This window comes from Dickeya sp. NCPPB 3274 (genome assembly GCF_000406205.1).
Classification (GTDB): domain Bacteria; phylum Pseudomonadota; class Gammaproteobacteria; order Enterobacterales; family Enterobacteriaceae; genus Dickeya; species Dickeya fangzhongdai.
The window spans coordinates 2287265-2310491 of sequence record NZ_CM001979.1; the positions used below are offsets into that span (position 1 = coordinate 2287265).

The following is a 23227-nucleotide window of genomic DNA, read 5'->3' on the forward strand; positions in this document are numbered from 1 at the left end:
AGAACAAGGGCGCATTCTAGCAGAAAGATGGGGCAAAGATGTATGAGAGAAAGACGGTAAGGCGCAGTCAGCAGGCCTTACCGTGGATACCCGGCGGGATTAACGTAGGGTAAATACCAGATCCCAGGGCAGGTAGTAGAGGTTGAACAGAATCATCAGCAGCAATGAAACATAGGTGGCCGCCATACCGGAGCGCCGCCAGTTCAGCTCACGGTGTCGCAGGCCGTAGTAGTGACACAACCGTCCGAGCAACAACATAATTCCACACAGATGAATCATCGCGTTCATCGCCCCATTCATCTCCATCAGCACCAACAGCAGGCCGCCGATAGGGATGTATTCCACCGCGTTGCCGTGGACGCGAATGGCGGTTTGCAACTCGTAAAAACCGCCGTCGCCGTAGGCCACCCGGTACTGCATCCGCAGTTTCACCACATCAACCGACAATTTGACTAACAACAATGCGCTGAGCACCACATAAAGCGCGCTTACCATTTTTTACTCCATTGCCTGACCAGAAGCGGCAGACGCTATCATAACGTGTCTGTCGCCGACCTGTCGCCTGCATAACGCGAAGATATTGTAGGTGAAATTGGCGGATATCAAACGCTATTAATAAGAAACTGTGATAAAAGCCGACGGCGATTTTTGCCCGGCGTTTTTCATAATGGCGTCCTAAAACAGCGACGACTGCTGTGGCCAGTCCGGGCAGGGCGGCATGCCGGAAATTACCGCGCTCAGATGCGGCCATAGCCGTTGCGCCAGTTCCGGCGCGCTGGCCGTACCGGCAGTGTGGATGAACAGATAAGGGGAATGCGTTTGCCACTCCGCCAGTTTGGCGAGCCAGGGCATGAACCAGCGCAGGTTATCGTCCGGATCTTCGTTGCCGATAAACCGGATCAGCGGTTCTTCGGCGGTGCGCACCACATGCAGCGGCACTTTCGGCTTTTTGCGCTGGGCGTCTCGCAGCGCTTCGCTGGTGGGAGCGGCATGATGCACCGGCCGGCTATCCATGATCACCCGGTTGAGTCCGCGCTGGTGCAACCCTTGATTGAGCTGGCGTTCTTCATCGCCTTTAGCGAAAAACAGCGGGTGGCGGACTTCCACGCCATAACTGAATCCCCCTGCCGGCAAGGAGTCCATAAATTGCCACAGCGTGTCTGTCTGGTCTGGCCCAAACGCGGACGGCAACTGTAGCCACAACTGTCCCAGCCGGTGGTGGATGGGTTCCAGACAACGGAAAAACTCCGCCACCTGTTGCTGGCAATGGCGCAATCCAGCCTGATGGCTGATGACGGAGGGAAATTTGAAGCAGAATCGGAAATCGTCATGCGTCATATCGCGCCAGCGCAACACGGACTCCGCCGACGGCAGCGCATAAAAGGTGGTGTTTCCCTCCACGCAGTTGAAGTGGCGGGCATAATCCGCCAGATCGCGCAGGCCCAGCCGGTTCCAGCCGGGGTGCTGCCACTGCGGTAAGCCGATATACATAAATCCTTGTCCCGATAGGTTTCTCTGCGAGTGAACGTCCTGAGATAGCCGGTCGTCATGACGGCTGATGTAACAGGCTTTTAGCATAATACCCCGCAATTGTTTAACCGACAGGCAAAAGCGCGGCAAAAAGCAAAAAAGAGTATGCGGGGCGGCCCGCAGACCGCTACCATCGTACTTATCGTTGTGGGGAAATTCCTTTATAATGCTCCCCTTTTTTCATTGGACTGTAATCCAGAAAAACCATGCCGACCGGTTCACAGACCCTGTGTCGCCGCCAATTGGCGTATGAAACAGGGCACCGGCGGCGGTGTAAAAGGACATCGTAATGCGTACTGAATATTGCGGGCTGTTGAATTCGTCCCATGTGGGTCAGGAAGTGACATTGTGCGGCTGGGTCAATCGTCGCCGCGATCTGGGTGGGCTGATTTTTATTGATATGCGTGACCGCGAAGGTCTGGTGCAGGTGTTCTTCGACCCGGATCGTCAGGAGGCCTTCACTCTGGCTTCCGAATTGCGCAACGAGTTCTGCATCCAACTGACCGGTGTGGTGCGCGCCCGTCCGGACAATCAGGTCAACAAAGAGATGGCGACCGGCGAAGTGGAAGTGCTGGCGACCGCGCTGACCATCATCAACCGGGCCGAACCGCTGCCGCTGGATGCCAACCAAACCAACAGCGAAGAAGCGCGCCTGAAGTACCGTTACCTTGACCTGCGTCGTCCGGAAATGGCTCAGCGCCTGAAAACCCGCGCCCGCATCACCAGCTTTGTGCGCCGCTTCATGGACAGCCACGGTTTCCTTGATATCGAAACCCCGATGCTGACCAAAGCCACGCCGGAAGGCGCCCGTGACTATCTGGTGCCGAGCCGTGTGCATAAAGGCAAATTCTACGCGCTGCCGCAGTCGCCGCAGTTGTTCAAGCAGTTGCTGATGATGTCCGGCTTTGACCGTTACTATCAGATCGTCAAATGCTTCCGCGACGAAGACCTGCGTGCCGACCGTCAGCCGGAATTTACCCAGATCGACGTGGAAACCTCCTTCATGACCGCGCCGCAGGTGCGTGAAGTGATGGAAAAACTGGTGCGCGAGCTGTGGCTGGAAGTTCACGGTGTGGATCTGGGCGACTTCCCGATCATGACGTTTGCTGAAGCCATGCGTCGCTTCGGCTCCGACAAACCGGACCTGCGCAACCCGCTGGAACTGGTGGACGTGGCCGATCTGCTCAAAGACGTGGACTTCAAAGTCTTCTCCGGTCCGGCCAACGATCCGAAAGGCCGCGTTGCCGCTATTCGCGTACCGGGCGGCGCACAGCTGAGCCGCAAACAGATTGACGAATACGCCAAATTTATCGAAATCTACGGCGCCAAAGGGTTGGCTTACATCAAGGTTAACGAGAAAGCCAACGGCCTGGAAGGTATTCAGAGCCCGGTCGCCAAGTTCCTGAACGACGGTATTCTGGCGGCGTTGCTGGAGCGTACCGCGGCGGAAGACGGCGACATCCTGTTCTTCGGCGCCGACAGCGCCAAAGTGGTGACGGACGCGCTGGGCGCACTGCGCCTGAAACTGGGTCGCGACCTGAAAATCACCAACGAAAACAGCTGGCAGCCGCTGTGGGTCATCGACTTCCCGATGTTCGAGGATGACGGCGAAGGCGGCCTGGCCGCGATGCACCACCCGTTCACCGCGCCGCGCGATATGTCGCCGACGGAGCTGGAAGCCAACCCGACAGCCGCTATCGCCAACGCTTACGATATGGTGCTGAACGGCTACGAAGTCGGCGGCGGTTCGGTGCGTATCCACCGTAGCGAAATGCAACAGACGGTATTCCGCATTCTCGGCATTGACGAGCGGCAGCAGCGCGAAAAATTCGGCTTCCTGCTGGATGCCCTGAAATTCGGTACCCCGCCGCACGCCGGCCTGGCCTTCGGTCTTGACCGTCTGGTGATGCTGCTGACCGGTACCGACAATATCCGCGACGTGATAGCGTTCCCGAAAACCACCGCAGCCGCCTGCCTGATGACCGAAGCGCCGAGCTTCGCCAACCCGTCGGCGCTGGATGAACTCTCCATTGCGGTGGTGGGTAAGGGCAAAGCCGCGCAGGATGCAGAGAATCAGTAAGATGAACTATAAGCGACCCGTTTCGGTGCTGGTGGTAATTTATGCCCGGAATACCGGACGGGTGCTCATGCTTCAGCGGCGCGATGATCCGGATTTCTGGCAGTCGGTCACCGGCAGCCTGGAGGAGGATGAAAGCGCGCGATGTGCCGCACAGCGTGAAGTGAAAGAAGAAGTTAACATCGACATCGCTGCCGAGGCGCTGACGCTGGTTGACTGTCAACGCAGTGTGGAATTCGAGCTTTTTGCTCATTTGAGACGTCGCTATGCCCCTGGCGTCACGCATAACCTGGAACACTGGTTTTGCCTGGCGTTACCTGATGAACGCCCGGTGGAGATCAGTGAACATCTGGCTTACCAGTGGCTGGGTGCGCCCGATGCGGCGCGGTTGACCAAATCCTGGAGCAACCGGCAGGCGATTGAAGAATTTGTTATTTGTCCAGCCTAGCCCGATAGATTTCGCGTTGCGGCAACGCGGCGACCGAGTAAATCCCGGTGCTTACCAGCGTAAGCGACCGGGGTGAACGAGGGAGCCAACGCCACGGCGGCTCGAAAGATGAAAGGGATAACAGGCTTTTTTCGGAGATTTTTATGGCAGGTCATAGTAAGTGGGCCAACACTAAGCATCGCAAAGCAGCACAGGACGCCAAGCGCGGCAAGATTTTTACCAAGATTATCCGCGAACTGGTTACCGCGGCCCGTTTGGGCGGCGGCGATCCCGGCTCCAACCCCCGCCTGCGTGCCGCCATCGATAAAGCGCTGTCCAACAACATGACGCGCGACACCCTGAACCGGGCGATTGCGCGCGGCGTGGGCGGCGATGAAGACGCCAACATGGAAACCATCATTTATGAAGGCTATGGCCCGGGCGGCACCGCGGTGATGGTCGAGTGTCTGAGCGACAACCGTAACCGTACCGTGTCCGAAGTCCGTCATGCTTTCACTAAATGCGGCGGCAACCTGGGAACCGACGGCTCCGTGTCCTACCTGTTCACCAAAAAAGGCGTGATTTCCTATGCGCCGGGTCTGGATGAAGATACGGTGATGAATGCGGCGCTGGAAGCCGGCGCTGACGACGTAGTGTCCTATGACGATGGCGCGATCGACGTGTTTACGCCGTGGGAAATTTTCGGTCAGGTAAAAGACGCGCTGGACGCGGCCGGTCTGGTGGCCGAGTCGGCCGAAGTGTCGATGATTCCGTCCACCAAAGCGGACATGGATGCTGACACAGCACCGAAACTGATGCGTCTTATCGACATGCTGGAAGACTGCGACGACGTGCAGGAGGTTTACCACAACGGTGAGATCTCCGACGAGGTAGCGGCACTGCTGTAATGGCAGTTTTCCTTGCTCAGCAGGCAACCGGGGGAGAGCGATGAGTATTATTCTCGGCATCGACCCTGGTTCCCGTGTCACCGGGTATGGCATTGTCCGTCAGCAAGGCCGGCAGATCAGCTATCTGGGCAGCGGTTGCATCCGTACCGCGGTGGATGATCTGCCAACTCGCCTCAAGCTGATTTATGCCGGCGTCAGTGAAATTATCACCCAGTTTCAACCCGACTATTTCGCTATCGAGCAGGTTTTTATGGCTCGCAATGCGGATTCGGCGTTGAAGCTGGGGCAGGCGCGCGGCGCGGCGATCGTCGCGGCGGTGAACCAGTCGCTGCCGGTGTTTGAATACGCCGCGCGGCAGGTGAAACAAACGGTGGTCGGCACCGGTGCGGCAGAAAAAAGCCAGGTGCAACACATGGTAAAAACGCTGCTCAAATTGCCCGCCAGCCCACAGGCCGACGCCGCCGACGCACTGGCGATTGCCATTACGCACTGTCATTTCAGTCAGAACTTGTCGCGTATCAGCCATGACAAACTGACGCTGGCGCGTGGCCGGCTACGTTGACGGCCCGTTTCCCTCGCTATTCACGCTGCACCGTGGGCACCGCTCGTCAAGTGAGGGGCGAGGCCCGATAATCGGTTTCCCATCGGCCGCCATGCGCGGCCGCTTTTCCGCCCGGGCGCTATTTCGCCTGTTCCAGATTCAGCACCGTGCGGGCATTGCTGGCGCTGGTGGCAATCACATCGATAATCCCGGAGCGTAAGGCCGCCAGTATCGCCGTAGCTTTGGTATTCTCGGCGGCGATGGCGATGACGCAGGGAATTTTGCGCAGTTGCTCCGGGCTGAGCCCAATCACCCGGTCGTTCATCACGGTGTCCACCGGAGTACCCTGCATATCGAGGAAGGCGTAACCGGCAATGTCGCCCACTACCCCCTGTTCCTGACGCGCGGTGATGATCTCCTGCGAGGTAAACCAGCCCAGTTGCACCATGAAACTGTTTTCATTCATATCCCCCAGCCCCACCAGCGCGATGTCCGCTTTGCTGGCGCGTTCCAGCGTTTCGCTAATCAACCGGTTCTGCATGAAGGCGGCTTTCATCGCCGGGTTTTCCACGTAAGCCGGGGCGTACAGGGTTTCGCTGCTGGCGCTGAACTTGCGCGCCAGATGGCGGCTGATGTGGTCGGCGTCGATCAGCTCGCCGTCGCGTTTGGTACCGCCGATGCCGCAAATGAATTTGCACTGCCGTTCGGGAAAGACGCCGACATGGCTGGCGACGGCGGCGACGTTGCGGCCTTGTCCCACCGCGATGGTCATGCCGTTTTTGATAATGCTGGACAGATAGGTGGAAACCAGCGACGCCACCTGCTGACGCTGCTCCTCTTCATCATGATGGTCGAGGGCGATCAGCGCGCGTTTGATGCCGAAACTCCGGATGAACTGCTGTTCGATCTGCGAACTGAAAACCGGATGGTAGCGCACATTGATTTCGACGATACCTTCCGCGCGCGCGCGTTTCAGCAGGCGCCCCACCTTGATGCGGGAGATGCCGAAACGGCTGGCGATCTCCTCTTGCGTCTGTTCGTTTTCGTAATAGGCGACGGCAATTTCCGTCAGTAGTTCGCTGTCTGAATCGAATTCACTCATGGATTAACTCGCCATTGTGTGGTTGCAAAGCGGCTCCAGGCCGTGTCTCGTCATTATTCCGTCGCCGGCCCGCTGACTGAATGTAGGCTGGGCGACGAAAATTGAAAATGACGCCTGTACAGCGCCAACTGCGGCTCGGCGGTACTCTTAGCGATCCAGTAACGTCGCGACGCCGTGTACCAACCGACAAAAATCCTCGGCGTCCCATGCTGACCGGCCGATGAATAATCCATCGATATCAGGGCATTGGATCAGCTCGGGGCTATTATGCTGATTTACGCTGCCACCGTACAGCAACGTCACGTTTTCCGCGGTGGCGGCGCCGTAAGCGTCCGCCAGCGCCTGCCGTAGGGCGCGATGGATAGCCTGCGCTTCGGCGGCCGTCGCCGGGGTACCGCCGTCGCCGATCGCCCATACGGGTTCATACGCGATGATCACCTGTTCAACCTGCGTGCGCTCCAGCCCGGCCAGGGCGATTTTCATCTGGCGCACGACGGTTTCGGTAGAGACCCCCCAGCCTTTTTCCTGCGCGCTGTCGCCGACACACACCAGCGGCCGTAGCTGATAGCGTAGCGCGGCCTGCACTTTTTTCCGGATATTCGCGTCACTTTCAGCAAAGTCGCGGCGCCGCTCCGAATGGCCCAGCTCTACCAGCGCGGCGCCGCAGTCGCGCACCATGGCCGGTGAGATTTCCCCGGTCCAGGCGCCCGCGTCGGCATAGTGCATGTTCTGGGCGCCGGTCAGGCAGTTGACGCCGTGCTGGCGCAACCGTTCGGTCACCTCCCGGATCAGCGTAAAAGGGGGGATGACGAACGGCTGGATGCGGGGGCCGGCGGCGGCATTGAGCCGGGCGGCCAGCACATCGCAATAGGCTTTGGCGTCGTCCAGGGTTTTGTTCATTTTCCAGCTGGTGCCCAGCATCAGGTTTCTCATTAATCACTCCCGTTATCACTATTCGCCTGAGGTGAGGGTAACAAAAGTCCCCACGCTGTTACTTATAATCATGACTAAAACAAATGTTCGATCACACATTTCCCCGGTCAAGGATGTTTCCGTATAAAACGTGACCTAATTCAAGGTTATTTGTTTTTCTTACCGTAAACTGCCACCTAACAAAAGTTATTTAATTGAACATATGAACATTTGGTTGTTCTGACCATGTGAAAAAGGTGAAAACTATGTCGGTTGAGAAAAAACCTGTGGTTGAGAGAAAGCCTGTAGTAGCCCTTACCATCGGCGATCCGGCGGGCATCGGCCCGGAAATCTCCGTTGCCACCATGATGAATCAAGCGGTGTATGAGGAGTGCCGGCCGTTCCTGATTGGTTCTGTGCCCATCATCCGGCGGGCGATGGCAATCTGGAACTGCGACTTCGCCATCAATGTGATTCACTCGCCGGCCGAAGCCCGCTTCACCTGGGGAACGCTGGACGTGCTGGAAACCGGCGACTACGACTGCGACGGCATTGTCTGGGGGAAAGTGCAGAAACTGGCCGGCCAGATGTCGCTGGATTACGTGATGAAATCCATTGCGCTGGGGATGGCCGGCGAGATTGACGTGGTATCTACCGCGCCCATCCATAAGGAAGCCATCAAGCTGGCGGGCTGCAAGCTGCCCGGCCACACCGAGATCTATCAGGTGGAAACCGGCTCCGATTACGGCCTGACCATGTTCCACGTGCAGAAGCTGCGCGTGTTCTTCGTCAGTCGCCACATGGCGCTGAAAGACGCGTGCGACTACGCCAATAAGGAACGGGTGCTGGCCTGCGTACAACAGATTCACCACGAATTCACCGCGCTGAATATCAAGCAACCGCGCATTGCGGTCGCGGCGCTCAATCCCCACGCCTCCGACAACGGGCTGTTCGGACACGAGGAGAAAGACAACCTCATTCCGGCGGTACAGGCGGCGCAGGCGCTTGGCATCAACGCTATCGGGCCGGTTCCGGCCGACTCGGTTTTCCATCTGGGCAAACTGGGGCATTACGACGCGATCCTTTCTCTCTACCACGATCAGGGGCATATCGCCTGCAAAACGCTGGACTTCGAGCGTTCGGTCACCATCACCTTCGGCCTGCCGTTTATGCGCAGTTCCGTAGACCACGGCACGGCGTTTGATATCGCCGGGACCGGCAAGGCCGGCACCGTAAGCATGCTGGAGTCCACTCTGGTGGCGGCCCGCTACTGGAAGATGAAACACCGGTAACCGCGGCACGTACCCGCGAGCCGGGTACGTGCCTTTCCTGAGAAAGGAGAACCGCATGAAACGTTATCTGGAAATTACCCGCGGCAGCAAAGGCTGGGGCGGGCCGCTGACCATCGAAGTGGCGGCGGGGAAAAAGATTGCTTATATCACCGGGGGGATCCGGCCCGCGGTGGTGGATCGACTGATGGAACTGACCGGCTGGGAAAGCGTGGATGTGTTCAAACATGGCGAGCCGGCGGAGCAGGACATCGGGCTGGTGGTGATCGATTGCGGCGGCACGCTGCGCTGCGGCCTGTACCCCAAGCGCGGCATTCCCACCGTTAACCTGCATCCGACCGGCAAAACCGGGCCGCTGGCGGCGTTTATTGGTGAAGATATTTACGTGTCCGGCGTGACGCCGGCCGGGGTTCAGTTACGCAGTGAAGGCGGGCAGGGCGACCGGCTGGGCATTGTGGCGGATGACTTGACCGGCGCGACCACCGTCGGGGTACTGCTGGCGCGCAGCGGGATCCGAACCGCGGCGTTTTTTGACACCGATTCCTTTGACGCCTGCGATTCGGAGTGGCAGGCGATGGTGATCAGCAGCAATAGCCGACCGCTGCCGAAAGCGGAAGCGCAACAACTGGTGCGTCAGGCCACGCTGTCGTTGCAGGCGCGGGGCGCGCGCTACTTCACCAAGCGCGTCGATACCACGCTGCGCGGCGGCATTGGTTATGAAATCGATGCCATGCTGGAGGTGCTGCCGCAGGAAACCGTGGCGGTCGTCGTGCCGGCGATGCCGCAGTCGCGCCGGATTCTGGTGGGGGGCTATTCGGTCATCGACTCGGTGGCGCTGTCGTGCACCGATGTGGCTAAAGACGTCCGCACGCCGGTGACGGAAACCTTTGTGCCGGAGCTGCTGGCCGCGCAGACGCACCATCACGTCGGCCATCTCGCCTTGTCTTGCGTGCTCAAGGGGTACGATGCGGTCAGCCAGGCACTGAGCCAGCTGCAACAGGACGGCGCGCGTATCATGGTGGTGGACGCTATCTCGCTGGCGGATGTTGAAACCATCGCCCAGGCGGTGACGCTGCTGAACTGGAACGTGCTGGCGGTGGATCCGGGGCCGTTTACCGAACGGCTGGCCTGGGCGCGGGAGATGATCCGCGATGAACCGCGTCCGGAATCGATCGCGGTACCGGTGAGCCAACAGCAAGGATCGATCGTGGTAGTGGCGGGTAGCGCCACGCCGGTGACCAAACGGCAACTGACCCGACTGATCGAACAGGACTCGCGCGTGTGCCATATCCCGGTGGATGCGGAGCTGCTGATTGACCGGGAGCATTCCGCCTCGATTGAAGTGCAGCGGGTGGTGCGTCAGGCGCAGGAGTGCGTGCGTACGCATCATAACGCCATTTTCGTGTTCGAATCGGCGTTGACCGGCCGGCTGCTGGATTTGGCGCAGGAGGAGCAGCGTTTTGGGCTGGCGCACGGCCAGGCGGCCGACAATATCAACCGCGGGCTGGGGGATATCGTCCGGGCGGTGTTGGATGCGGGCGGCGGTGAAATCCGCGGATTGTATATGACCGGGGGTGACACCATGGTGAACGTGCTCAGGCGGCTTGGCGCCAGCGGCATCGAAATGGTGGATTACGTGATACCGCAAACCGATCTGGTCAGGATTATCGGCGGCGATTACAACGGGCTGGTATGTGTGGGCAAGGGCGGCTTGACCGGTTCGGATGAGGTGATTCATACCATCGTCGAACATATTTATCGCGAAGCGACGCAGTAACATAACCGGAAAATAACGTATCCGCGGGTGGGCTATTTCGTACTGATTCAGCGCGCGGGTGCCTCAGCTTATTTTTGCTATTGGTATTATTCAGGATATGGGCCGAATCTATTCAATAAAAATAGGCCTGAAGTGACTCTACCCTACAAAAGAGAAACACCATGAAAAATATAAATCTGTTTGACAAGATGAATAAATTCCCCGGCGGGTTGATTATTATTCCATTGATTCTCGCCATATTAATTAATACCTTCTTTCCGTCATTGCTAAAAATTGGCGGCCCGACCACCGCCTTATTTAAAGCCGGTTCAAGCGCGATGATGGGGATATTTCTATTAATTTGCGGGGCGTCGATCAATATTCGCCAGGCCGGGTTACCGTTATATAAGGGCGCGGTGCTGCTGGTGCTGAAATTTGCCGCCGGCGCGCTGGCGGTGTGGATCATGGGGACGTTGTTCGGGCCGGCGGGCTTTTTCGGCATCTCCACGCTGGCGCTGGTGGCCTGTATCACCAGTTCGAACAGCTCATTGTATATCGCGCTGTGCAGCAACTATGGCGACGCCAGCGACGCCGGGGCCATCTCCGTGTTCTGCATCAAGGATGGGCCGTTCGTTACCATGGTGGTACTGGGGGTCAGCGGTTTGGCCAATATTCCGTTTGAGGCGCTGTTGTCGATGCTGGTGCCGCTGCTGGTCGGGATGATGTGGGGCAATATTGACGAAAAATTCAAGCAGTTATGCGCTGCCTCTCAGCCGCTGGTCATCATCATCATGTCGTTTGCGATCGGCGCCAACTCCAGCATGAGTACGGTGTTCAGCGCCGGGCTGTCCGGTATCCTGCTGGGCGGTATTTCCGCCTTGACCGCCATTGTCTTCTACTTCCTGTACAACCTGTTTCTAAAGAAGAAAACCGCGCTTGGCGCGGCGCTCGGCACCACGGCGGCCAGTTCGGCATTGACGCCGGCGATGGTGGCCCAGGCGGATCCGACGCTGCAGGGGTTTGTCGATGCCGCCACCGCCCAGCTAGCGACCGCCAGCATCATCACCATGCTTACCGCGCCGGTGCTGGTGGCCTGGTTTGACAAGCGCTTGCGCAAAACCGATGCCGATGCGACGGCGCCGCAACCGGCGGCACAGCCGTTCAGCTCGCCCGCGGATAAGGCGAAGTGAGGGCGCAGGGATGAGACAGGTGGCGTGGCAAGCGACGATCCGCGCTATCGGCCATCAGGCGGAGGCGATGCGGCAGGAAAATCGCCTGATTCTGTTCAGCGATCGCGTGCCGCCGGAGCTGGGCGTGTATTGCCTGCTGCATCAGGATGGCGAATGGCGCCGGCCGCTGGCGGTGAATCAGCAACTGGAATTAGACGGCAAGAGTTATGTGATTACCGCCGTCGGTGATATCGCCAACCATAATTTACGCGAGTTAGGGCATATCACGCTGTTATTTGACGGCGGTGCCGCGGCGGAATTACCCGGCACGGTTCATGTCAGGGGGAATATACCGGACAAATTACCGATCTCAGGAAATATCACGATTTTTGAACTGAGTTAAAAATCGACTGAATTAAATTTTCATTAATCTGAAGTAAGGATGTTAATCATGAAACCAATCGCCATTGGTGCGGATGACGCTGCATATGAATTACGCAGCATTATTACCCGTTATCTCGATTCGTTAACTATTCCCTGGGTGGATTTCAGCAGCGATAAAAATGCGGATAACCGTTATTACCCGGACGTGGCGCACGCCGTCGCCATGTCGATTAAAGCGGGCCGGCAGGATCGTGGCATTTTGATGTGCGGCACCGGCATCGGGATGAGCATTGTGGCGAATAAGGTGCCCGGTATTCGCGCCGCCCAGTGCCACGATACGTTTTCGGCGGAGCGGGCGCGTAAAAGCAATAACGCGCAGATCGTCACGCTGGGCGCGCGGGTGATCGGCGCCGAACTGGGCAAGCAGATTATTCATGCCTGGCTGAACGCCGAGTATGAAGGCGGCGGTTCGGCGCCGAAGGTAGAGCGTATTGATTACTATCAAAATCAACACATTGCCGAATAACCCGTCGGAAGACCTAACGCAGGGGAATAACCATGAACCAACTGGAAGCCTTAAAACAGTACACGGTAGTGGTGGCGGATACCGGCGATATCGACGCCATCCGGCAGTTCGCGCCGCAGGACGCCACCACCAATCCCTCTTTGATCCTGAAGGCGGCGCAATTGCCGCTGTATCAGGGCCTGATCCGCGATGCGGTCGGACAGGCGCAGCGGCAGGGCGGCAGTGAGGCAACCCGGTTGCTCAACGCGTGCGATCAGGTGGCGGTCAACATCGGCGCGGAAGTGCTGCGGCAGGTGCCGGGACGGGTATCGACCGAGGTGGACGCCCGGTTGTCCTGGGATCGCGGCCTGTGCGTCGCCAGAGCGCGGCGGTTGATCGCGCTGTATCAGGAACAGGGCATCGACCGCTCGCGTATTCTGATCAAGCTGGCGGCGACCTGGGAAGGGATCCGCGCGGCCGAAGAACTGGAGCAGGAGGGGATCCAATGCAACCTGACGCTGCTGTTCTCTTTTGCGCAGGCGCGTGCCTGTGCGGAAGCGGGCGTCTATCTGATCTCGCCGTTTGTCGGGCGCATTTATGACTGGTATCAGGCGCATCAGCCGCAGACGCTGGCGGAAACCGGCGACGACCCGGGGGTGGCCTCGGTGCGGCGCATTTACCAGTACTACAAAACGCACGGCTACGACACCGTGGTGATGGGGGCCAGTTTCCGCAAAAAATCGCAGGTGACGGCGCTGGCCGGCTGCGACCGGCTGACCATCTCCCCGGCGTTGCTCAACGAGCTGAAGGCGTGTGATGAGCCGTTGCCGCGCCAACTGCTCGCCGAGACGGTAAGCGAAACGCGCCCCAGCCTGATGACGCAGGCGGAATTCCTGTGGCAGCACCACAACGACCCGATGGCGGTGGAAAAACTGGCGGAAGGCATCCGGCTGTTCGCCGCCGATCAGGTCCGGCTGGAAAATATGCTGCACAGCCTGATGTAACGTGCCGGGAGACTAACGATGAAGCACTCTGATTACGCCGCGCGGCCATTGGCCAATGCTGTCCGCGCGCTGAGTATGGACGCGGTACAGCGAGCCAATTCCGGCCACCCGGGCGCGCCGATGGGCATGGCGGATATGGCCACGGTGCTGTGGCGCGAATTTCTGCAACATAACCCCGCCAATCCCGATTGGGCTAACCGCGACCGGTTTGTGCTCTCCAACGGCCACGCCTCGATGCTGCTTTACAGCCTGCTACATCTGACCGGCTATGCGCTACCGCTGGAGGAGCTAAAAAATTTCCGGCAGTTGCACAGCAAAACACCGGGACACCCGGAGGTGGACGTCACGCCCGGCGTGGAAACCACCACCGGGCCGTTGGGGCAGGGGATCGCCAACGCCGTTGGGATGGCGCTGGCCGAACGTACTCTGGCGGCGCAGTTCAACCGGCCGGGGCATACTATCGTTGACCATTACACCTATGTGTTCCTGGGCGACGGCTGCATGATGGAGGGCATTTCTCACGAGGTTTGCTCGCTGGCGGGGACGCTGAAGTTAGGCAAGCTGGTGGCGTTTTATGACGACAACGGCATCTCCATCGATGGGCATGTCGAGGGGTGGTTTACCGATGACACCGCCGCCCGTTTTGAGGCTTACGGTTGGCATGTGGTGCGCGGCATTGACGGGCACGATGAGCAGGCGATCCGCGTGGCGATCAACGCCGCGCGCGCGGTCGGCGATAAGCCGTCGCTATTGATGTGCAAAACCGTCATAGGCTTCGGTTCGCCCGCCAAGGCCGGCAGCCATGAGTCGCACGGCGCGCCGCTGGGGCTGGCGGAGGTAGCGGCGGCCCGCGAGGCGCTGGGCTGGCCATACCCGCCGTTCGTGATTCCGTCGGAAATCCGCGCGCAGTGGGATGCTCGTGAGGTCGGTCAGGCGCGAGAAAGCGCCTGGGCGGCGCGGTTTGCGGACTATGCGCGCGCGTTCCCCGAGCTGGCGGCGGAGTTCACCCGCCGCATGCGCGGCGAGTTGCCGTCAACGTTCGCGGATGACGCGCAGGCGTTCATCGCCGGGTTGCAGGCCAACCCGGCGGATATCGCCAGCCGCAAGGCGTCGCAGCTCGCCCTGAATGCTTTTGGCCCGCTGCTGCCGGAGCTGTTGGGCGGCTCCGCCGATCTGGCGCCGAGCAACCTGACCCTGTGGTCCGGTTCCCGGCCGTTGAATGAGGATCCGGCAGGCAACTACGTGCACTACGGTGTGAGGGAGTTCGGAATGACCGCTCTCGCCAACGGGATGGCGTTGCACGGCGGCTTCCTGCCGTATACCGCCACCTTCCTGATGTTCGTCGAATATGCCCGTAACGCGGTGCGTATGGCGGCGCTGATGAAGCAACGTCAGGTGCTGGTCTACACCCACGACTCTATCGGGCTGGGGGAGGATGGCCCAACCCACCAGCCGGTGGAACAGCTGGCGATGCTGCGGGTGACGCCGCACCTGAGCGTCTGGCGCCCGTGCGATCAGGTGGAAACCGCGGTGGCCTGGCAACAGGCGGTGCAGCGGCATGACGGCCCGACGGCGCTGATCCTGTCGCGCCAGAATCTGGCGCAGCAGCCGCGCAATGACGCACAGCTGGCGGCGATTGCCCGGGGCGGCTATGTACTTAAAGAAAGTGTCCTGAAAGACAGTGCGCTGCCGCCAAGGCTGATTTTGATCGCCACCGGTTCTGAAGTTGCGCTGGCGGTGGCCGCGTGGGAAGTGCTGTCGGCGCGCGGGGTGGCGGTTCGCGTGGTATCGATGCCGTCTTGCGACGTGTTTGACCAGCAGGAGGCCGGTTACCGTGAAGCGGTGCTGCCGGCGGCCGTGAGCGCGCGCATAGCGGTCGAGGCGAGCGTTGCCGATTACTGGTACAAGTACGTCGGGCTGCACGGCGCGGTGGTGGGGATGACCGATTTCGGCGAATCGGCACCGGCCGGGCAACTGTTTGAGCGCTATGGCTTCACCGTCGATAACCTGCTGCGGCAGGTGGAAGCGCTGCTGACGCGCTAACGTATCTCCTGTCGGCGTATACCGGGCTTCCGTCATTCGGCGGGCGCCCGGTTTTTGTCTCACATATCCAGGTTCAGATGTTCAGCCTGAAAATTCCGCCCGCCTTTGATCTGCGACAACATGACGATGTATGAAAAATAAATAAACTTTCATACTCATTTTCCCCCGACGACGTTTGCCGCCGGATCGATTGGAAGGGCTCTCATGTTGTCTTCGCTACTGCGGGAAAACCCGCGCGCTGTGGTTATGTTAGGAACGCTGGTGGTTGTCAATGTTGCGGTATGGCTGCTGGCCGTGTCGATGTTTCACGATGATGCCGCGCTGATGGCGACCTGCCTGCTGGCCTGGTGTTTCGGGTTGCGTCATGCGGTGGATGCGGACCATATCGCCGCCATCGACAATGTGACCCGCAAAATGATGCAGGAAGGGAAGCGCCCGTTGGGCGTCGGCACCTGGTTTTCGCTCGGTCACTCCACCATCGTGGTGCTGGCGTCGCTGGCGCTGGCGGCGACCGCCGCGGCGTTTCAGGACGATATGATCTGGTTCCACGAGGTGGGCGGCGTTATCGGCACCTCGGTGTCTGCCGGTTTTCTGCTGCTGATGGCGTTGGTGAATCTGGTGATTCTGCGCAGCGTCTGGCGGAATTTCCAACGCTTCAAACAAGGGCACCGCCTGACGCCGGAGGTGATAGACGCGGTGCCGGCTTCCGGCGTGCTGGGCTGGCTGTTTCGCGCCACGTTCCGGCTGGTGCGCAAAAGCTGGCACATGTATCTGGTGGGTTTTCTGTTCGGGCTGGGGTTTGATACCGCGACGGAAATCGGCGTGCTGGGCATCTCGGCGGCGGGCGCATCGCAGGGTATGTCAATCTGGTCGATCATGCTGTTTCCCGCCCTGTTCACCTGCGGCATGGCGCTGGTGGATACGCTCGATAACGTACTGATGGTGGGCGCCTACGGCTGGGCATTTAGCAAGCCGCAGCGCAAGCTCTACTACAACATGACCATTACCGCCACGTCGGTGGTGGTGGCGGTGTTTATCGGCGGGCTGGAGGCGCTCGGCCTGCTGGCGGACAAGCTCGATCTGCATTCCGGCGCGTGGAGTCTGGTGGACGCCATGAACGACCAACTGGGCAACGCCGGTTTTTACGTTATCGCGCTGTTTGTCGCCTGCTGGGTGATTTCTCTGTGTAACTACCGCTGGAAAAAGTACGACTCGCTGGATAATCAGGCCGCCTGACGTCGTTGAACGGGAGATCTCGGGGGCGAGCCAGACGTGTCACCTGGCGGCGAGCCTCGACATCCCTGAGTTTGAGCGCCTATCGACCGGGCCGTCGTCGTGTGAGTTATTCCTTCACCGGGCGATACGCTCGGTTTTCCCTTGTCAGAACACTCTGACTCGCACGGCGACGTGCCGGCCTCTCCTTGTTTCAGTCCACCGCGATCGCGCCGAACGCCCGTTCTCCGGGCGTTTGAAATGCGGGGCGTGTTGCAATCTGGATATGCATACAGCTTTTTTGTATGCGCCACTTTTTTTGTGTTATAAGCTATACGCCAACGTTTTGGTGCTACTGAAAAAGGAAAAATCGCGTGATAGGTCGTCTGAGAGGCATCGTATTGGAAAAACAGCCGCCGCTGGTGCTGATTGAAGCCAGCGGCGTCGGATATGAAGTGCATATGCCGATGACCTGCTTTTACGAGTTGCCGGATCTCGGCCAGGAAGCGGTGATTTTTACCCACTTTGTGGTACGTGAAGACGCACAATTATTGTTTGGCTTCAACAATAAACAAGAACGTTCTCTGTTCCGCGAACTGATCAAAGTGAATGGCGTGGGGCCGAAACTGGCGCTGGCGATTCTCTCCGGCATGTCGGCCCAGCAGTTCGTCAGCGCGGTGGAGCGTCAGGAAATTAACGCGCTGGTGAAATTGCCGGGCGTGGGCAAGAAAACGGCAGAGCGTCTGGTGGTGGAAATGAAAGACCGCTTTAAAGGGTTGAACGGCGATCTGTTCAACGCCGCCAGCGATATCACCTTGCCGGCCGCGACGGGCAACACAGAGCCGGAAGCTGACCCGCAGGCGGAGGCCGAGGCGGCGTTGGTCGCCCTCGGTTATAAACCGCAGGAGGCCGGCCGGATGGTGAGCAAAGTGGCGCGGCCGGGCGCCGACTGCGAAACTCTGATCAGGGAAGCGCTGCGCGCTGCGCTGTGAGGTATGTATGATTGAAGCCGATCGTCTGATTTCACCCGGCGCCGTTGCCGACGAAGAACTGCAGGATCGCGCGATCCGGCCGAAACTGCTGTCAGAATACGTCGGGCAGCCGGTAGTCCGCGAGCAGATGGAAATTTTTATCGAGGCGGCCCGCAAGCGCGGCGATGCGCTCGATCATCTGCTGATTTTTGGTCCGCCGGGGTTGGGCAAAACCACGTTGGCTAATATCGTTGCCAACGAAATGGGCGTGAATTTGCGCACCACGTCCGGTCCGGTGCTGGAAAAAGCGGGCGATCTGGCGGCGTTGCTCACCAACCTTGAACCGCACGACGTGTTGTTCATCGACGAGATTCATCGTCTTTCGCCGGTGGTGGAAGAAGTGCTCTACCCGGCGATGGAAGATTACCAACTGGATATCATGATCGGCGAAGGGCCGGCGGCGCGTTCCATCAAGCTGGACTTGCCGCCGTTTACCCTGGTCGGGGCGACAACGCGCGCCGGCTCGCTGACCTCGCCGCTGCGCGACCGTTTCGGCATCGTGCAGCGGCTCGAATTCTACCAGGTGGCTGATTTACAACATATCGTTCGACGCAGCGCCCAGTGTCTGGGGCTGGATATGACCGAGGACGGCGCGCTGGAGGTGGCCCGCCGCTCGCGCGGTACGCCGCGTATCGGCAACCGGCTGTTACGCCGGGTACGAGATTTTTCTGAAGTGAAATCGGACGGGGTTATTTCGGCCGAGGTGGCAATTCAGGCACTGGATATGCTGGCGGTTGACTCTGAAGGGTTCGATTACATGGACCGCAAGTTACTGCTGGCGGTGATCGACAAGTTTATGGGCGGTCCGGTGGGGCTGGACAACCTGGCGGCGGCGATCGGCGAAGAACGTGAAACCATTGAAGATGTGCTGGAACCCTATCTGATTCAGCAGGGGTTTTTGCAACGCACCCCGCGAGGCCGCATCGCTACACAGCACGCGTATCGCCATTTCGGTCTGACCCGCGAAGAGTAGGAAAAAAGTAGGAAGAGCAGCAGGCCGCCTTTCATTGTTATCGCCAGTTATTGTTATCGCCAGCCAGTCGGCTGGCGATAAGTCAGACAACGTTAAAACACATCGACAGACTGATTTGCCTCTTCACTCTAGCGACCAAGATACGGCTGCGTCAGGCGACCTGTTTTTTCAGCAGGCTAAACATAAACAGCAGCGAAGCGCATAGCACCACGGAAGGGCCGGCGGGCGTATTAGCTTCAGCTGAGAATGCAAGTCCGCCGGTGACGGCCAGAATGCCGACGCCCACCGCGTAAACGGCCATCTGCTCCGGTGTGCGGGCAAATCGGCGTGCGGTAGCGGCAGGAATAATCAGCAGCGAGGTGATGATCAGCGCGCCGACAAACTTCATCGCCAGACCGATAGTCAGGGCGGTGATGAGCATTAACACCAGCTTGGTACGGGCGATGGCTACGCCGTCGACGTGCGCCAGTTCCGGGCTGACGGTCATGGAGAGTAGGGCGCGCCATTGCCACCCCAGCACGCCGAGCACCAGCAACACGCCGGGGCCGATCAGCCATAAGTCTTCGCTGGTGACCGCGAGCAGGTCGCCAAACAGGTAAGCCATCAAATCGACACGGACGTTGTTCATCAGGCTGACCACCACCAGACCCAGCGACAGCGCGCTGTGCGCCATGATGCCGAGCAGAGTATCGATCGCCAGTCCGGGGCGGCGCTCCAGCCAGACCAGCCCCACGGCCAGCAGCAGGGTTATCGCAATCACCGCATAGAACAGGTTGATGTCCAGCAACAGACCCAGCGCAACGCCAAGTAATGAGGCGTGGGCGAGGGTATCGCCAAAATAGGACATACGGCGCCATACCACGAAGGAACCGAGCGGCCCTGCCGCCACCGCCAGACACACCCCTGCCAGCCAGCCGGGCAACAACAACTCAATCATGCGTGATTACCATCCTGTCGTTTTAAAATGATTTTTCCGTTCAGATCGTGACGGTGATTGTGATGGTGGCGGTAAATCGCCAGTTGTCCGGCGCCGCGGTGACCGAACATAGCCAGAAATTCCGGGTGCAGCGACACTACTTCCGGGGTACCGGAACAGCAGATGTGCTGATTGAGGCACAGAACCTCATCGGTTTTTGCCATCACCAGATGCAGGTCGTGGGAGACCATCAGCACACCGCATTGATATTCCTGCCGCAACTGGTTGATCAACTCGTACAGCGCCAACTGACCGTTGACGTCCACCCCTTGGGTAGGCTCATCCAGCACCAGCAATTGCGGGCGGGCGAGGATAGCACGCGCCAGCAGAACACGCTGGGTTTCGCCGCCGGAGAGCTTTTGCATCGGTTGTTCAAGCAGATGACCCGCCTGCACGCGCTTCAATGCCGGCATGATGTCCGGTTTATTGACGCCAGGGCGCAGTTGCATAAAGCGTTTGACGGTCAGGGGTAGGGTTGGGTCCAGATGCAGCTTTTGCGGTACGTAGCCGATGCGGAGATTCGCCGCCTGGGTCAGCGTACCGCGGGTTGGAGCCTGTAATCCCAACACCACCCGGACCAGCGTGGATTTCCCCGCGCCATTAGGTCCGAGCAGCGTCAGAATACGACCAGCCTGCAATGTGAGAGAAATATCATTGAGTACAGGTTTGTTGCCAAACTGCACGCCAATATTTTCCAGTGAAACCAGCGTTGACATAGAATTCTGTTTGCAGAGGGTTTGTGACGTTATAATATAACGCGTTTTTATTGATAAATCGACGGATGATTGGGTATGTTGCGAGTTACTCACTATAAATGGCTAAACGCCGTACTTGCGGCCGGTACATTACTGGCTTCGTTGTCTGCCGCGCCGGTTGCCTCTGCCGCCGTGGTTACCTCGATTCGCCCGCTGGCGTTTATCGCCGCGGCGATAACCGATGGCGTTACGCCCACGGAAGTGCTGTTGCCGGATGGCGCGTCGCCGCATGATTATGCTCTACGCCCGTCCGATGTACAGCGTCTTAAATCGGCAGAACTGGTGATTTGGGTTGGACCGGAAATGGAAGCGTTTCTGCCCAAGGCGTTGCAACCGCTGCCGGCGGAGCGCCAAATCGCATTAGGGCTGCAACCGGCCGTCAAATCGCTATTGTTACGGGAGTCACATCCTGAGCATGCGGCGGTGGAAAACGGTGCGCACCATGACTCCGATCATGACAGCCATGCCGACAACGGTCATGATCACGGCAATGAGCCTGAAAATCATCAGGATAGCGATGATGATGGGCATCATCACGGTGAGTTCAACATGCATATCTGGCTGTCGCCGGAGATGGCGCAGGCTTCTGCCGTCGCAATTCATGCAAAATTGCTGGAACTCATGCCGCAGAATAAAGACAAACTAGATGCAAATCTGCGTAAATTCACTGAGAAACTTGCGCAGACAGATAAAAATGTTGTTAATATGCTGACGCCTGTGCGTAGCAAGGGTTACTTCGTGTTTCACGATGCCTACGGCTACTTCGAACAGCATTATGGGTTGACCCCGTTGGGGCATTTTACTATCAACCCGGCTATTGCGCCCGGCGCACAGCGCTTAAACCAGATACGAACACAGTTGGTTGAGCATAAAGCGGTTTGCGTTTTTGCTGAACCACAATTCAGGCCAGCGGTCATAAATGCTGTCGCCAAGGGAACTGACGTGCGCATCGGCGTGCTGGACCCGTTGGGAAGTGACATTGCACTGGATAAGGACAGCTATGCGCGGTTCCTGTTGCAACTGTCCGGACAGTATTTGAGCTGCCTGAAGGAAAAATAATGAGGATAGGAACAAGTGCAGCAGATAGTCCGAACTATCGCTCTGGCGTATAACAGCCTGCCCCGGCCTCACCGCGTGATGCTGGGGTCACTGACTGTCGTCACACTGGCCGCCGCGGTTTGGCGGCCGATGACATATCCCCCGGTCAATGACGCACCTGTTATCGTAAAAGACGCGGAAAGCGAAAAAAATCAAACCCAGACTCAGAGCCAGGCTCTGAATCCTCCTGCCAGTGAACCCCTGGACAGCAATCCGTTGCCGCCGGTAGCGACGTCGCAGATCGCCGGTTCGGCGCCGACGGCGGATGTTACCGAAGCCAACAGCGAACCGCTGGATCAGCCGTCCACCACCAATGGCATTATCAAAGACGAACTCGACGACAAAGACGCCGACGACACCCATGAGTACGTGGTGTCTACCGGCGATACGCTGAGCAGTATTCTGACGCAATACGGTATTGATATGTCGGATATCGCGGCTCTGGCGGATCGTAATGCGGCGTTGCGGAATCTGAAGATTGGCCAGCAACTGACCTGGACGCTGGATAGCGACGGCGCGTTGCAAACCCTGACCTGGCAGGTGTCTCGTCGGGAAACCCGCACTTACACCCGTAGCGGCGATGCGTTCCGTGAAGAAATCGAGAACGTGGAAGGGGACTGGCAGAACAAGGTGCTGGTCGGTCGTCTGGACGGCAGTTTCGCTAGTAGCGCGCAGGCTGCCGGGCTGACCAGCAGCGAAGTGCGGGAAGTGATTCGTGCGCTGCAATGGCAGCTGGATTTCCGCAAACTGCGTAAAGATGACAGTTTTGCCGTGCTGATTTCCCGTGAAATACTGGATGGCCGTAGCGAGCAGAGCGAACTGCAGGGCGTACGGTTGCGTACCGGCGGGAAAAACTACTACGCGTTCCGCGCTGAAGACGGCAAATTTTATGACCGCGAAGCTTCCGGCCTGACCCGCGGCTTCCTGCGTTTCCCGACCATGAAGCAGTTCAAGGTATCCTCCAACTTCAACCCGCGCCGTCTTAATCCGGTAACCGGTCGTATCGCGCCGCACCGTGGCGTTGATTTCTCCATGCCGGTGGGGACGCCGGTACTGGCCGTCGGTGATGGCGAGGTCGTGGTGGCTGAACGGGACAGTGAAGCCGGCAACTTTGTGGCTGTGCGCCACGGGCGGCAATACACCACCCGTTACATGCACATGAACCGTTTGCTGGTTAAACCGGGGCAGAAGATCAAGCGTGGCGATCGCATTGGTCTGTCCGGCAATACCGGGCGCTCCACCGGCCCACACCTGCATTATGAACTGTGGGTTAACCAGCAAGCCGTCAACCCGCTCACTGCGAAACTGCCGCGCTCCGAAGGGCTGATGGGCAAAGAGCGTCGCGATTATCTGGCGCACGTGCGCGAAGTATTACCTCAACTGCAACTGGACTAATAACCGTTGCGGATAAGTGACAGCCGGCAGTTTGCGCTGCCGGCTGTTTTTTTATGTCGCACGGGCAATATCAGACCAGTGCGTGTTCAATTGCAAAACGTCGGGTAGCTATTATCATTAACCCGATTTTGTGATGAAGA

The 23227-nt window shown here is 58.8% G+C and carries 22 protein-coding genes; 16 read left to right on the forward strand and 6 right to left on the reverse strand.

Features of this window, described 5'->3' with window-relative positions; all coding sequences use genetic code 11:
• Window positions 1-99: 99 nt before the first annotated feature.
• Window positions 100-495, reverse strand: coding sequence for an MAPEG family protein (locus DXX3274_RS10445; protein ID WP_038659066.1), 396 nt, complete (start codon window positions 493-495; stop codon window positions 100-102).
• A gap of 180 nt (window positions 496-675) precedes the next feature.
• Complete coding sequence (locus DXX3274_RS10450) at window positions 676-1491, reverse strand: DUF72 domain-containing protein (RefSeq protein ID WP_042859733.1); 816 nt, start codon at window positions 1489-1491, stop codon at window positions 676-678.
• A 328-nt stretch (window positions 1492-1819) separates the two neighbouring features.
• On the opposite strand from DXX3274_RS10450, the gene aspS reads away from it, so the two are divergent.
• The 4 genes from aspS to ruvC all read left to right on the forward strand — a co-directional run bounded on the left by aspS (window position 1820) and on the right by ruvC (window position 5504).
• Entirely contained in the window at window positions 1820-3610 is a 1791-nt protein-coding gene (aspS, locus tag DXX3274_RS10455; RefSeq protein ID WP_042859734.1) for an aspartate--tRNA ligase, read from the forward strand.
• 1 nt (window position 3611) lies between these two features.
• Window positions 3612-4055 carry a dihydroneopterin triphosphate diphosphatase gene (nudB, locus tag DXX3274_RS10460; protein ID WP_038659057.1) on the forward strand — a complete coding sequence of 148 codons (444 nt, stop codon included), beginning with the start codon at window positions 3612-3614 and terminating at the stop codon, window positions 4053-4055.
• A gap of 143 nt (window positions 4056-4198) precedes the next feature.
• On the forward strand, window positions 4199-4942 hold the full coding sequence (locus DXX3274_RS10465; RefSeq protein ID WP_042859735.1) for a YebC/PmpR family DNA-binding transcriptional regulator: 744 nt from the start codon (window positions 4199-4201) through the stop codon (window positions 4940-4942).
• Between the two features lie 40 nt (window positions 4943-4982).
• A complete protein-coding gene (ruvC, locus tag DXX3274_RS10470) occupies window positions 4983-5504 on the forward strand; it encodes a crossover junction endodeoxyribonuclease RuvC (RefSeq protein WP_038659051.1) in 522 nt (173 codons plus the stop codon).
• A gap of 118 nt (window positions 5505-5622) precedes the next feature.
• Here ruvC and DXX3274_RS10475 read toward each other — a convergent pair whose 3' ends face one another.
• Both DXX3274_RS10475 and DXX3274_RS10480 read right to left on the reverse strand, forming a co-directional pair.
• Window positions 5623-6585, reverse strand: coding sequence for a sugar-binding transcriptional regulator (locus tag DXX3274_RS10475; RefSeq protein WP_042859736.1), 963 nt, complete (start codon window positions 6583-6585; stop codon window positions 5623-5625).
• Between the two features lie 147 nt (window positions 6586-6732).
• Window positions 6733-7518, reverse strand: coding sequence for a triose-phosphate isomerase (locus tag DXX3274_RS10480; protein ID WP_042859737.1), 786 nt, complete (start codon window positions 7516-7518; stop codon window positions 6733-6735).
• 245 nt (window positions 7519-7763) lie between these two features.
• Here DXX3274_RS10480 and pdxA point away from each other — a divergent pair, with 245 nt between their 5' ends.
• The 10 genes from pdxA (at window position 7764) to ruvB (ending at window position 18863) form a co-directional block, all read left to right on the forward strand.
• Window positions 7764-8789, forward strand: coding sequence for a 4-hydroxythreonine-4-phosphate dehydrogenase PdxA (pdxA, locus tag DXX3274_RS10485; protein ID WP_042859738.1), 1026 nt, complete (start codon window positions 7764-7766; stop codon window positions 8787-8789).
• A 55-nt stretch (window positions 8790-8844) separates the two neighbouring features.
• A complete protein-coding gene (locus DXX3274_RS10490; protein WP_042859739.1) occupies window positions 8845-10563 on the forward strand; it encodes a four-carbon acid sugar kinase family protein in 1719 nt (572 codons plus the stop codon).
• 161 nt (window positions 10564-10724) lie between these two features.
• Window positions 10725-11732: a 2-keto-3-deoxygluconate permease gene (locus DXX3274_RS10495; protein ID WP_042859740.1), complete on the forward strand. Its 1008-nt coding sequence runs from the start codon at window positions 10725-10727 to the stop codon at window positions 11730-11732.
• A gap of 10 nt (window positions 11733-11742) precedes the next feature.
• Window positions 11743-12114 (forward strand): PTS glucitol/sorbitol transporter subunit IIA, encoded by a 372-nt coding sequence (locus tag DXX3274_RS10500; RefSeq protein WP_042859741.1) that lies wholly within the window; start codon window positions 11743-11745, stop codon window positions 12112-12114.
• Window positions 12115-12162: 48 nt separating this feature from the next.
• Complete coding sequence (locus DXX3274_RS10505; RefSeq protein WP_042859742.1) at window positions 12163-12621, forward strand: RpiB/LacA/LacB family sugar-phosphate isomerase; 459 nt, start codon at window positions 12163-12165, stop codon at window positions 12619-12621.
• Between the two features lie 32 nt (window positions 12622-12653).
• Entirely contained in the window at window positions 12654-13604 is a 951-nt protein-coding gene (gene tal / locus DXX3274_RS10510) for a transaldolase (protein WP_042859743.1), read from the forward strand.
• An 18-nt stretch (window positions 13605-13622) separates the two neighbouring features.
• Window positions 13623-15647: a transketolase gene (gene tkt / locus DXX3274_RS10515; RefSeq protein WP_042859744.1), complete on the forward strand. Its 2025-nt coding sequence runs from the start codon at window positions 13623-13625 to the stop codon at window positions 15645-15647.
• Window positions 15648-15851: 204 nt separating this feature from the next.
• Entirely contained in the window at window positions 15852-16883 is a 1032-nt protein-coding gene (locus DXX3274_RS10520; protein WP_042859745.1) for a HoxN/HupN/NixA family nickel/cobalt transporter, read from the forward strand.
• Window positions 16884-17233: 350 nt separating this feature from the next.
• Window positions 17234-17851 carry a Holliday junction branch migration protein RuvA gene (ruvA, locus tag DXX3274_RS10525; RefSeq protein WP_042859746.1) on the forward strand — a complete coding sequence of 206 codons (618 nt, stop codon included), beginning with the start codon at window positions 17234-17236 and terminating at the stop codon, window positions 17849-17851.
• Window positions 17852-17858: 7 nt separating this feature from the next.
• Window positions 17859-18863: a Holliday junction branch migration DNA helicase RuvB gene (gene ruvB, locus DXX3274_RS10530; RefSeq protein WP_042859747.1), complete on the forward strand. Its 1005-nt coding sequence runs from the start codon at window positions 17859-17861 to the stop codon at window positions 18861-18863.
• Between the two features lie 151 nt (window positions 18864-19014).
• Here the strand turns inward: ruvB and znuB are convergent, their stop codons facing one another.
• Window positions 19015-19800, reverse strand: a complete 786-nt coding sequence (znuB, locus tag DXX3274_RS10535; protein ID WP_042859749.1) for a zinc ABC transporter permease subunit ZnuB — start codon at window positions 19798-19800, stop codon at window positions 19015-19017.
• Window positions 19797-20555, reverse strand: coding sequence for a zinc ABC transporter ATP-binding protein ZnuC (gene znuC / locus DXX3274_RS10540; protein WP_042859750.1), 759 nt, complete (start codon window positions 20553-20555; stop codon window positions 19797-19799). Before znuC ends, znuB begins: the two co-directional genes overlap by 4 nt.
• Window positions 20556-20630: 75 nt before the next feature.
• Here znuC and znuA point away from each other — a divergent pair, with 75 nt between their 5' ends.
• Both znuA and mepM read left to right on the forward strand, forming a co-directional pair.
• Window positions 20631-21653, forward strand: coding sequence for a zinc ABC transporter substrate-binding protein ZnuA (znuA, locus tag DXX3274_RS10545; protein ID WP_042859751.1), 1023 nt, complete (start codon window positions 20631-20633; stop codon window positions 21651-21653).
• 15 nt (window positions 21654-21668) lie between these two features.
• Window positions 21669-23087: a murein DD-endopeptidase MepM gene (gene mepM, locus DXX3274_RS10550; RefSeq protein ID WP_038659007.1), complete on the forward strand. Its 1419-nt coding sequence runs from the start codon at window positions 21669-21671 to the stop codon at window positions 23085-23087.
• The last annotated feature ends 140 nt before the right edge of the window (window positions 23088-23227 follow it).

Excerpts from the sequence above, each read along its gene's own strand:
- DXX3274_RS10445 (WP_038659066.1), bottom strand. The coding sequence starts at position 495 with ATGGTAAGCGCGCTTTATGTGGTGCTCAGCGCATTGTTGTTAGTCAAA.
- DXX3274_RS10450 (WP_042859733.1), bottom strand. The coding sequence starts at position 1,491 with ATGTATATCGGCTTACCGCAGTGGCAGCACCCCGGCTGGAACCGGCTG.
- aspS (WP_042859734.1), top strand. The coding sequence starts at position 1,820 with ATGCGTACTGAATATTGCGGGCTGTTGAATTCGTCCCATGTGGGTCAG.
- nudB (WP_038659057.1), top strand. The coding sequence starts at position 3,612 with ATGAACTATAAGCGACCCGTTTCGGTGCTGGTGGTAATTTATGCCCGG.
- DXX3274_RS10465 (WP_042859735.1), top strand. The coding sequence starts at position 4,199 with ATGGCAGGTCATAGTAAGTGGGCCAACACTAAGCATCGCAAAGCAGCA.
- ruvC (WP_038659051.1), top strand. The coding sequence starts at position 4,983 with ATGAGTATTATTCTCGGCATCGACCCTGGTTCCCGTGTCACCGGGTAT.
- DXX3274_RS10475 (WP_042859736.1), bottom strand. The coding sequence starts at position 6,585 with ATGAGTGAATTCGATTCAGACAGCGAACTACTGACGGAAATTGCCGTC.
- DXX3274_RS10480 (WP_042859737.1), bottom strand. The coding sequence starts at position 7,518 with ATGAGAAACCTGATGCTGGGCACCAGCTGGAAAATGAACAAAACCCTG.
- pdxA (WP_042859738.1), top strand. The coding sequence starts at position 7,764 with ATGTCGGTTGAGAAAAAACCTGTGGTTGAGAGAAAGCCTGTAGTAGCC.
- DXX3274_RS10490 (WP_042859739.1), top strand. The coding sequence starts at position 8,845 with ATGAAACGTTATCTGGAAATTACCCGCGGCAGCAAAGGCTGGGGCGGG.
- DXX3274_RS10495 (WP_042859740.1), top strand. The coding sequence starts at position 10,725 with ATGAAAAATATAAATCTGTTTGACAAGATGAATAAATTCCCCGGCGGG.
- DXX3274_RS10500 (WP_042859741.1), top strand. The coding sequence starts at position 11,743 with ATGAGACAGGTGGCGTGGCAAGCGACGATCCGCGCTATCGGCCATCAG.
- DXX3274_RS10505 (WP_042859742.1), top strand. The coding sequence starts at position 12,163 with ATGAAACCAATCGCCATTGGTGCGGATGACGCTGCATATGAATTACGC.
- tal (WP_042859743.1), top strand. The coding sequence starts at position 12,654 with ATGAACCAACTGGAAGCCTTAAAACAGTACACGGTAGTGGTGGCGGAT.
- tkt (WP_042859744.1), top strand. The coding sequence starts at position 13,623 with ATGAAGCACTCTGATTACGCCGCGCGGCCATTGGCCAATGCTGTCCGC.
- DXX3274_RS10520 (WP_042859745.1), top strand. The coding sequence starts at position 15,852 with ATGTTGTCTTCGCTACTGCGGGAAAACCCGCGCGCTGTGGTTATGTTA.
- ruvB (WP_042859747.1), top strand. The coding sequence starts at position 17,859 with ATGATTGAAGCCGATCGTCTGATTTCACCCGGCGCCGTTGCCGACGAA.
- znuB (WP_042859749.1), bottom strand. The coding sequence starts at position 19,800 with ATGATTGAGTTGTTGTTGCCCGGCTGGCTGGCAGGGGTGTGTCTGGCG.
- znuC (WP_042859750.1), bottom strand. The coding sequence starts at position 20,555 with ATGTCAACGCTGGTTTCACTGGAAAATATTGGCGTGCAGTTTGGCAAC.
- znuA (WP_042859751.1), top strand. The coding sequence starts at position 20,631 with ATGTTGCGAGTTACTCACTATAAATGGCTAAACGCCGTACTTGCGGCC.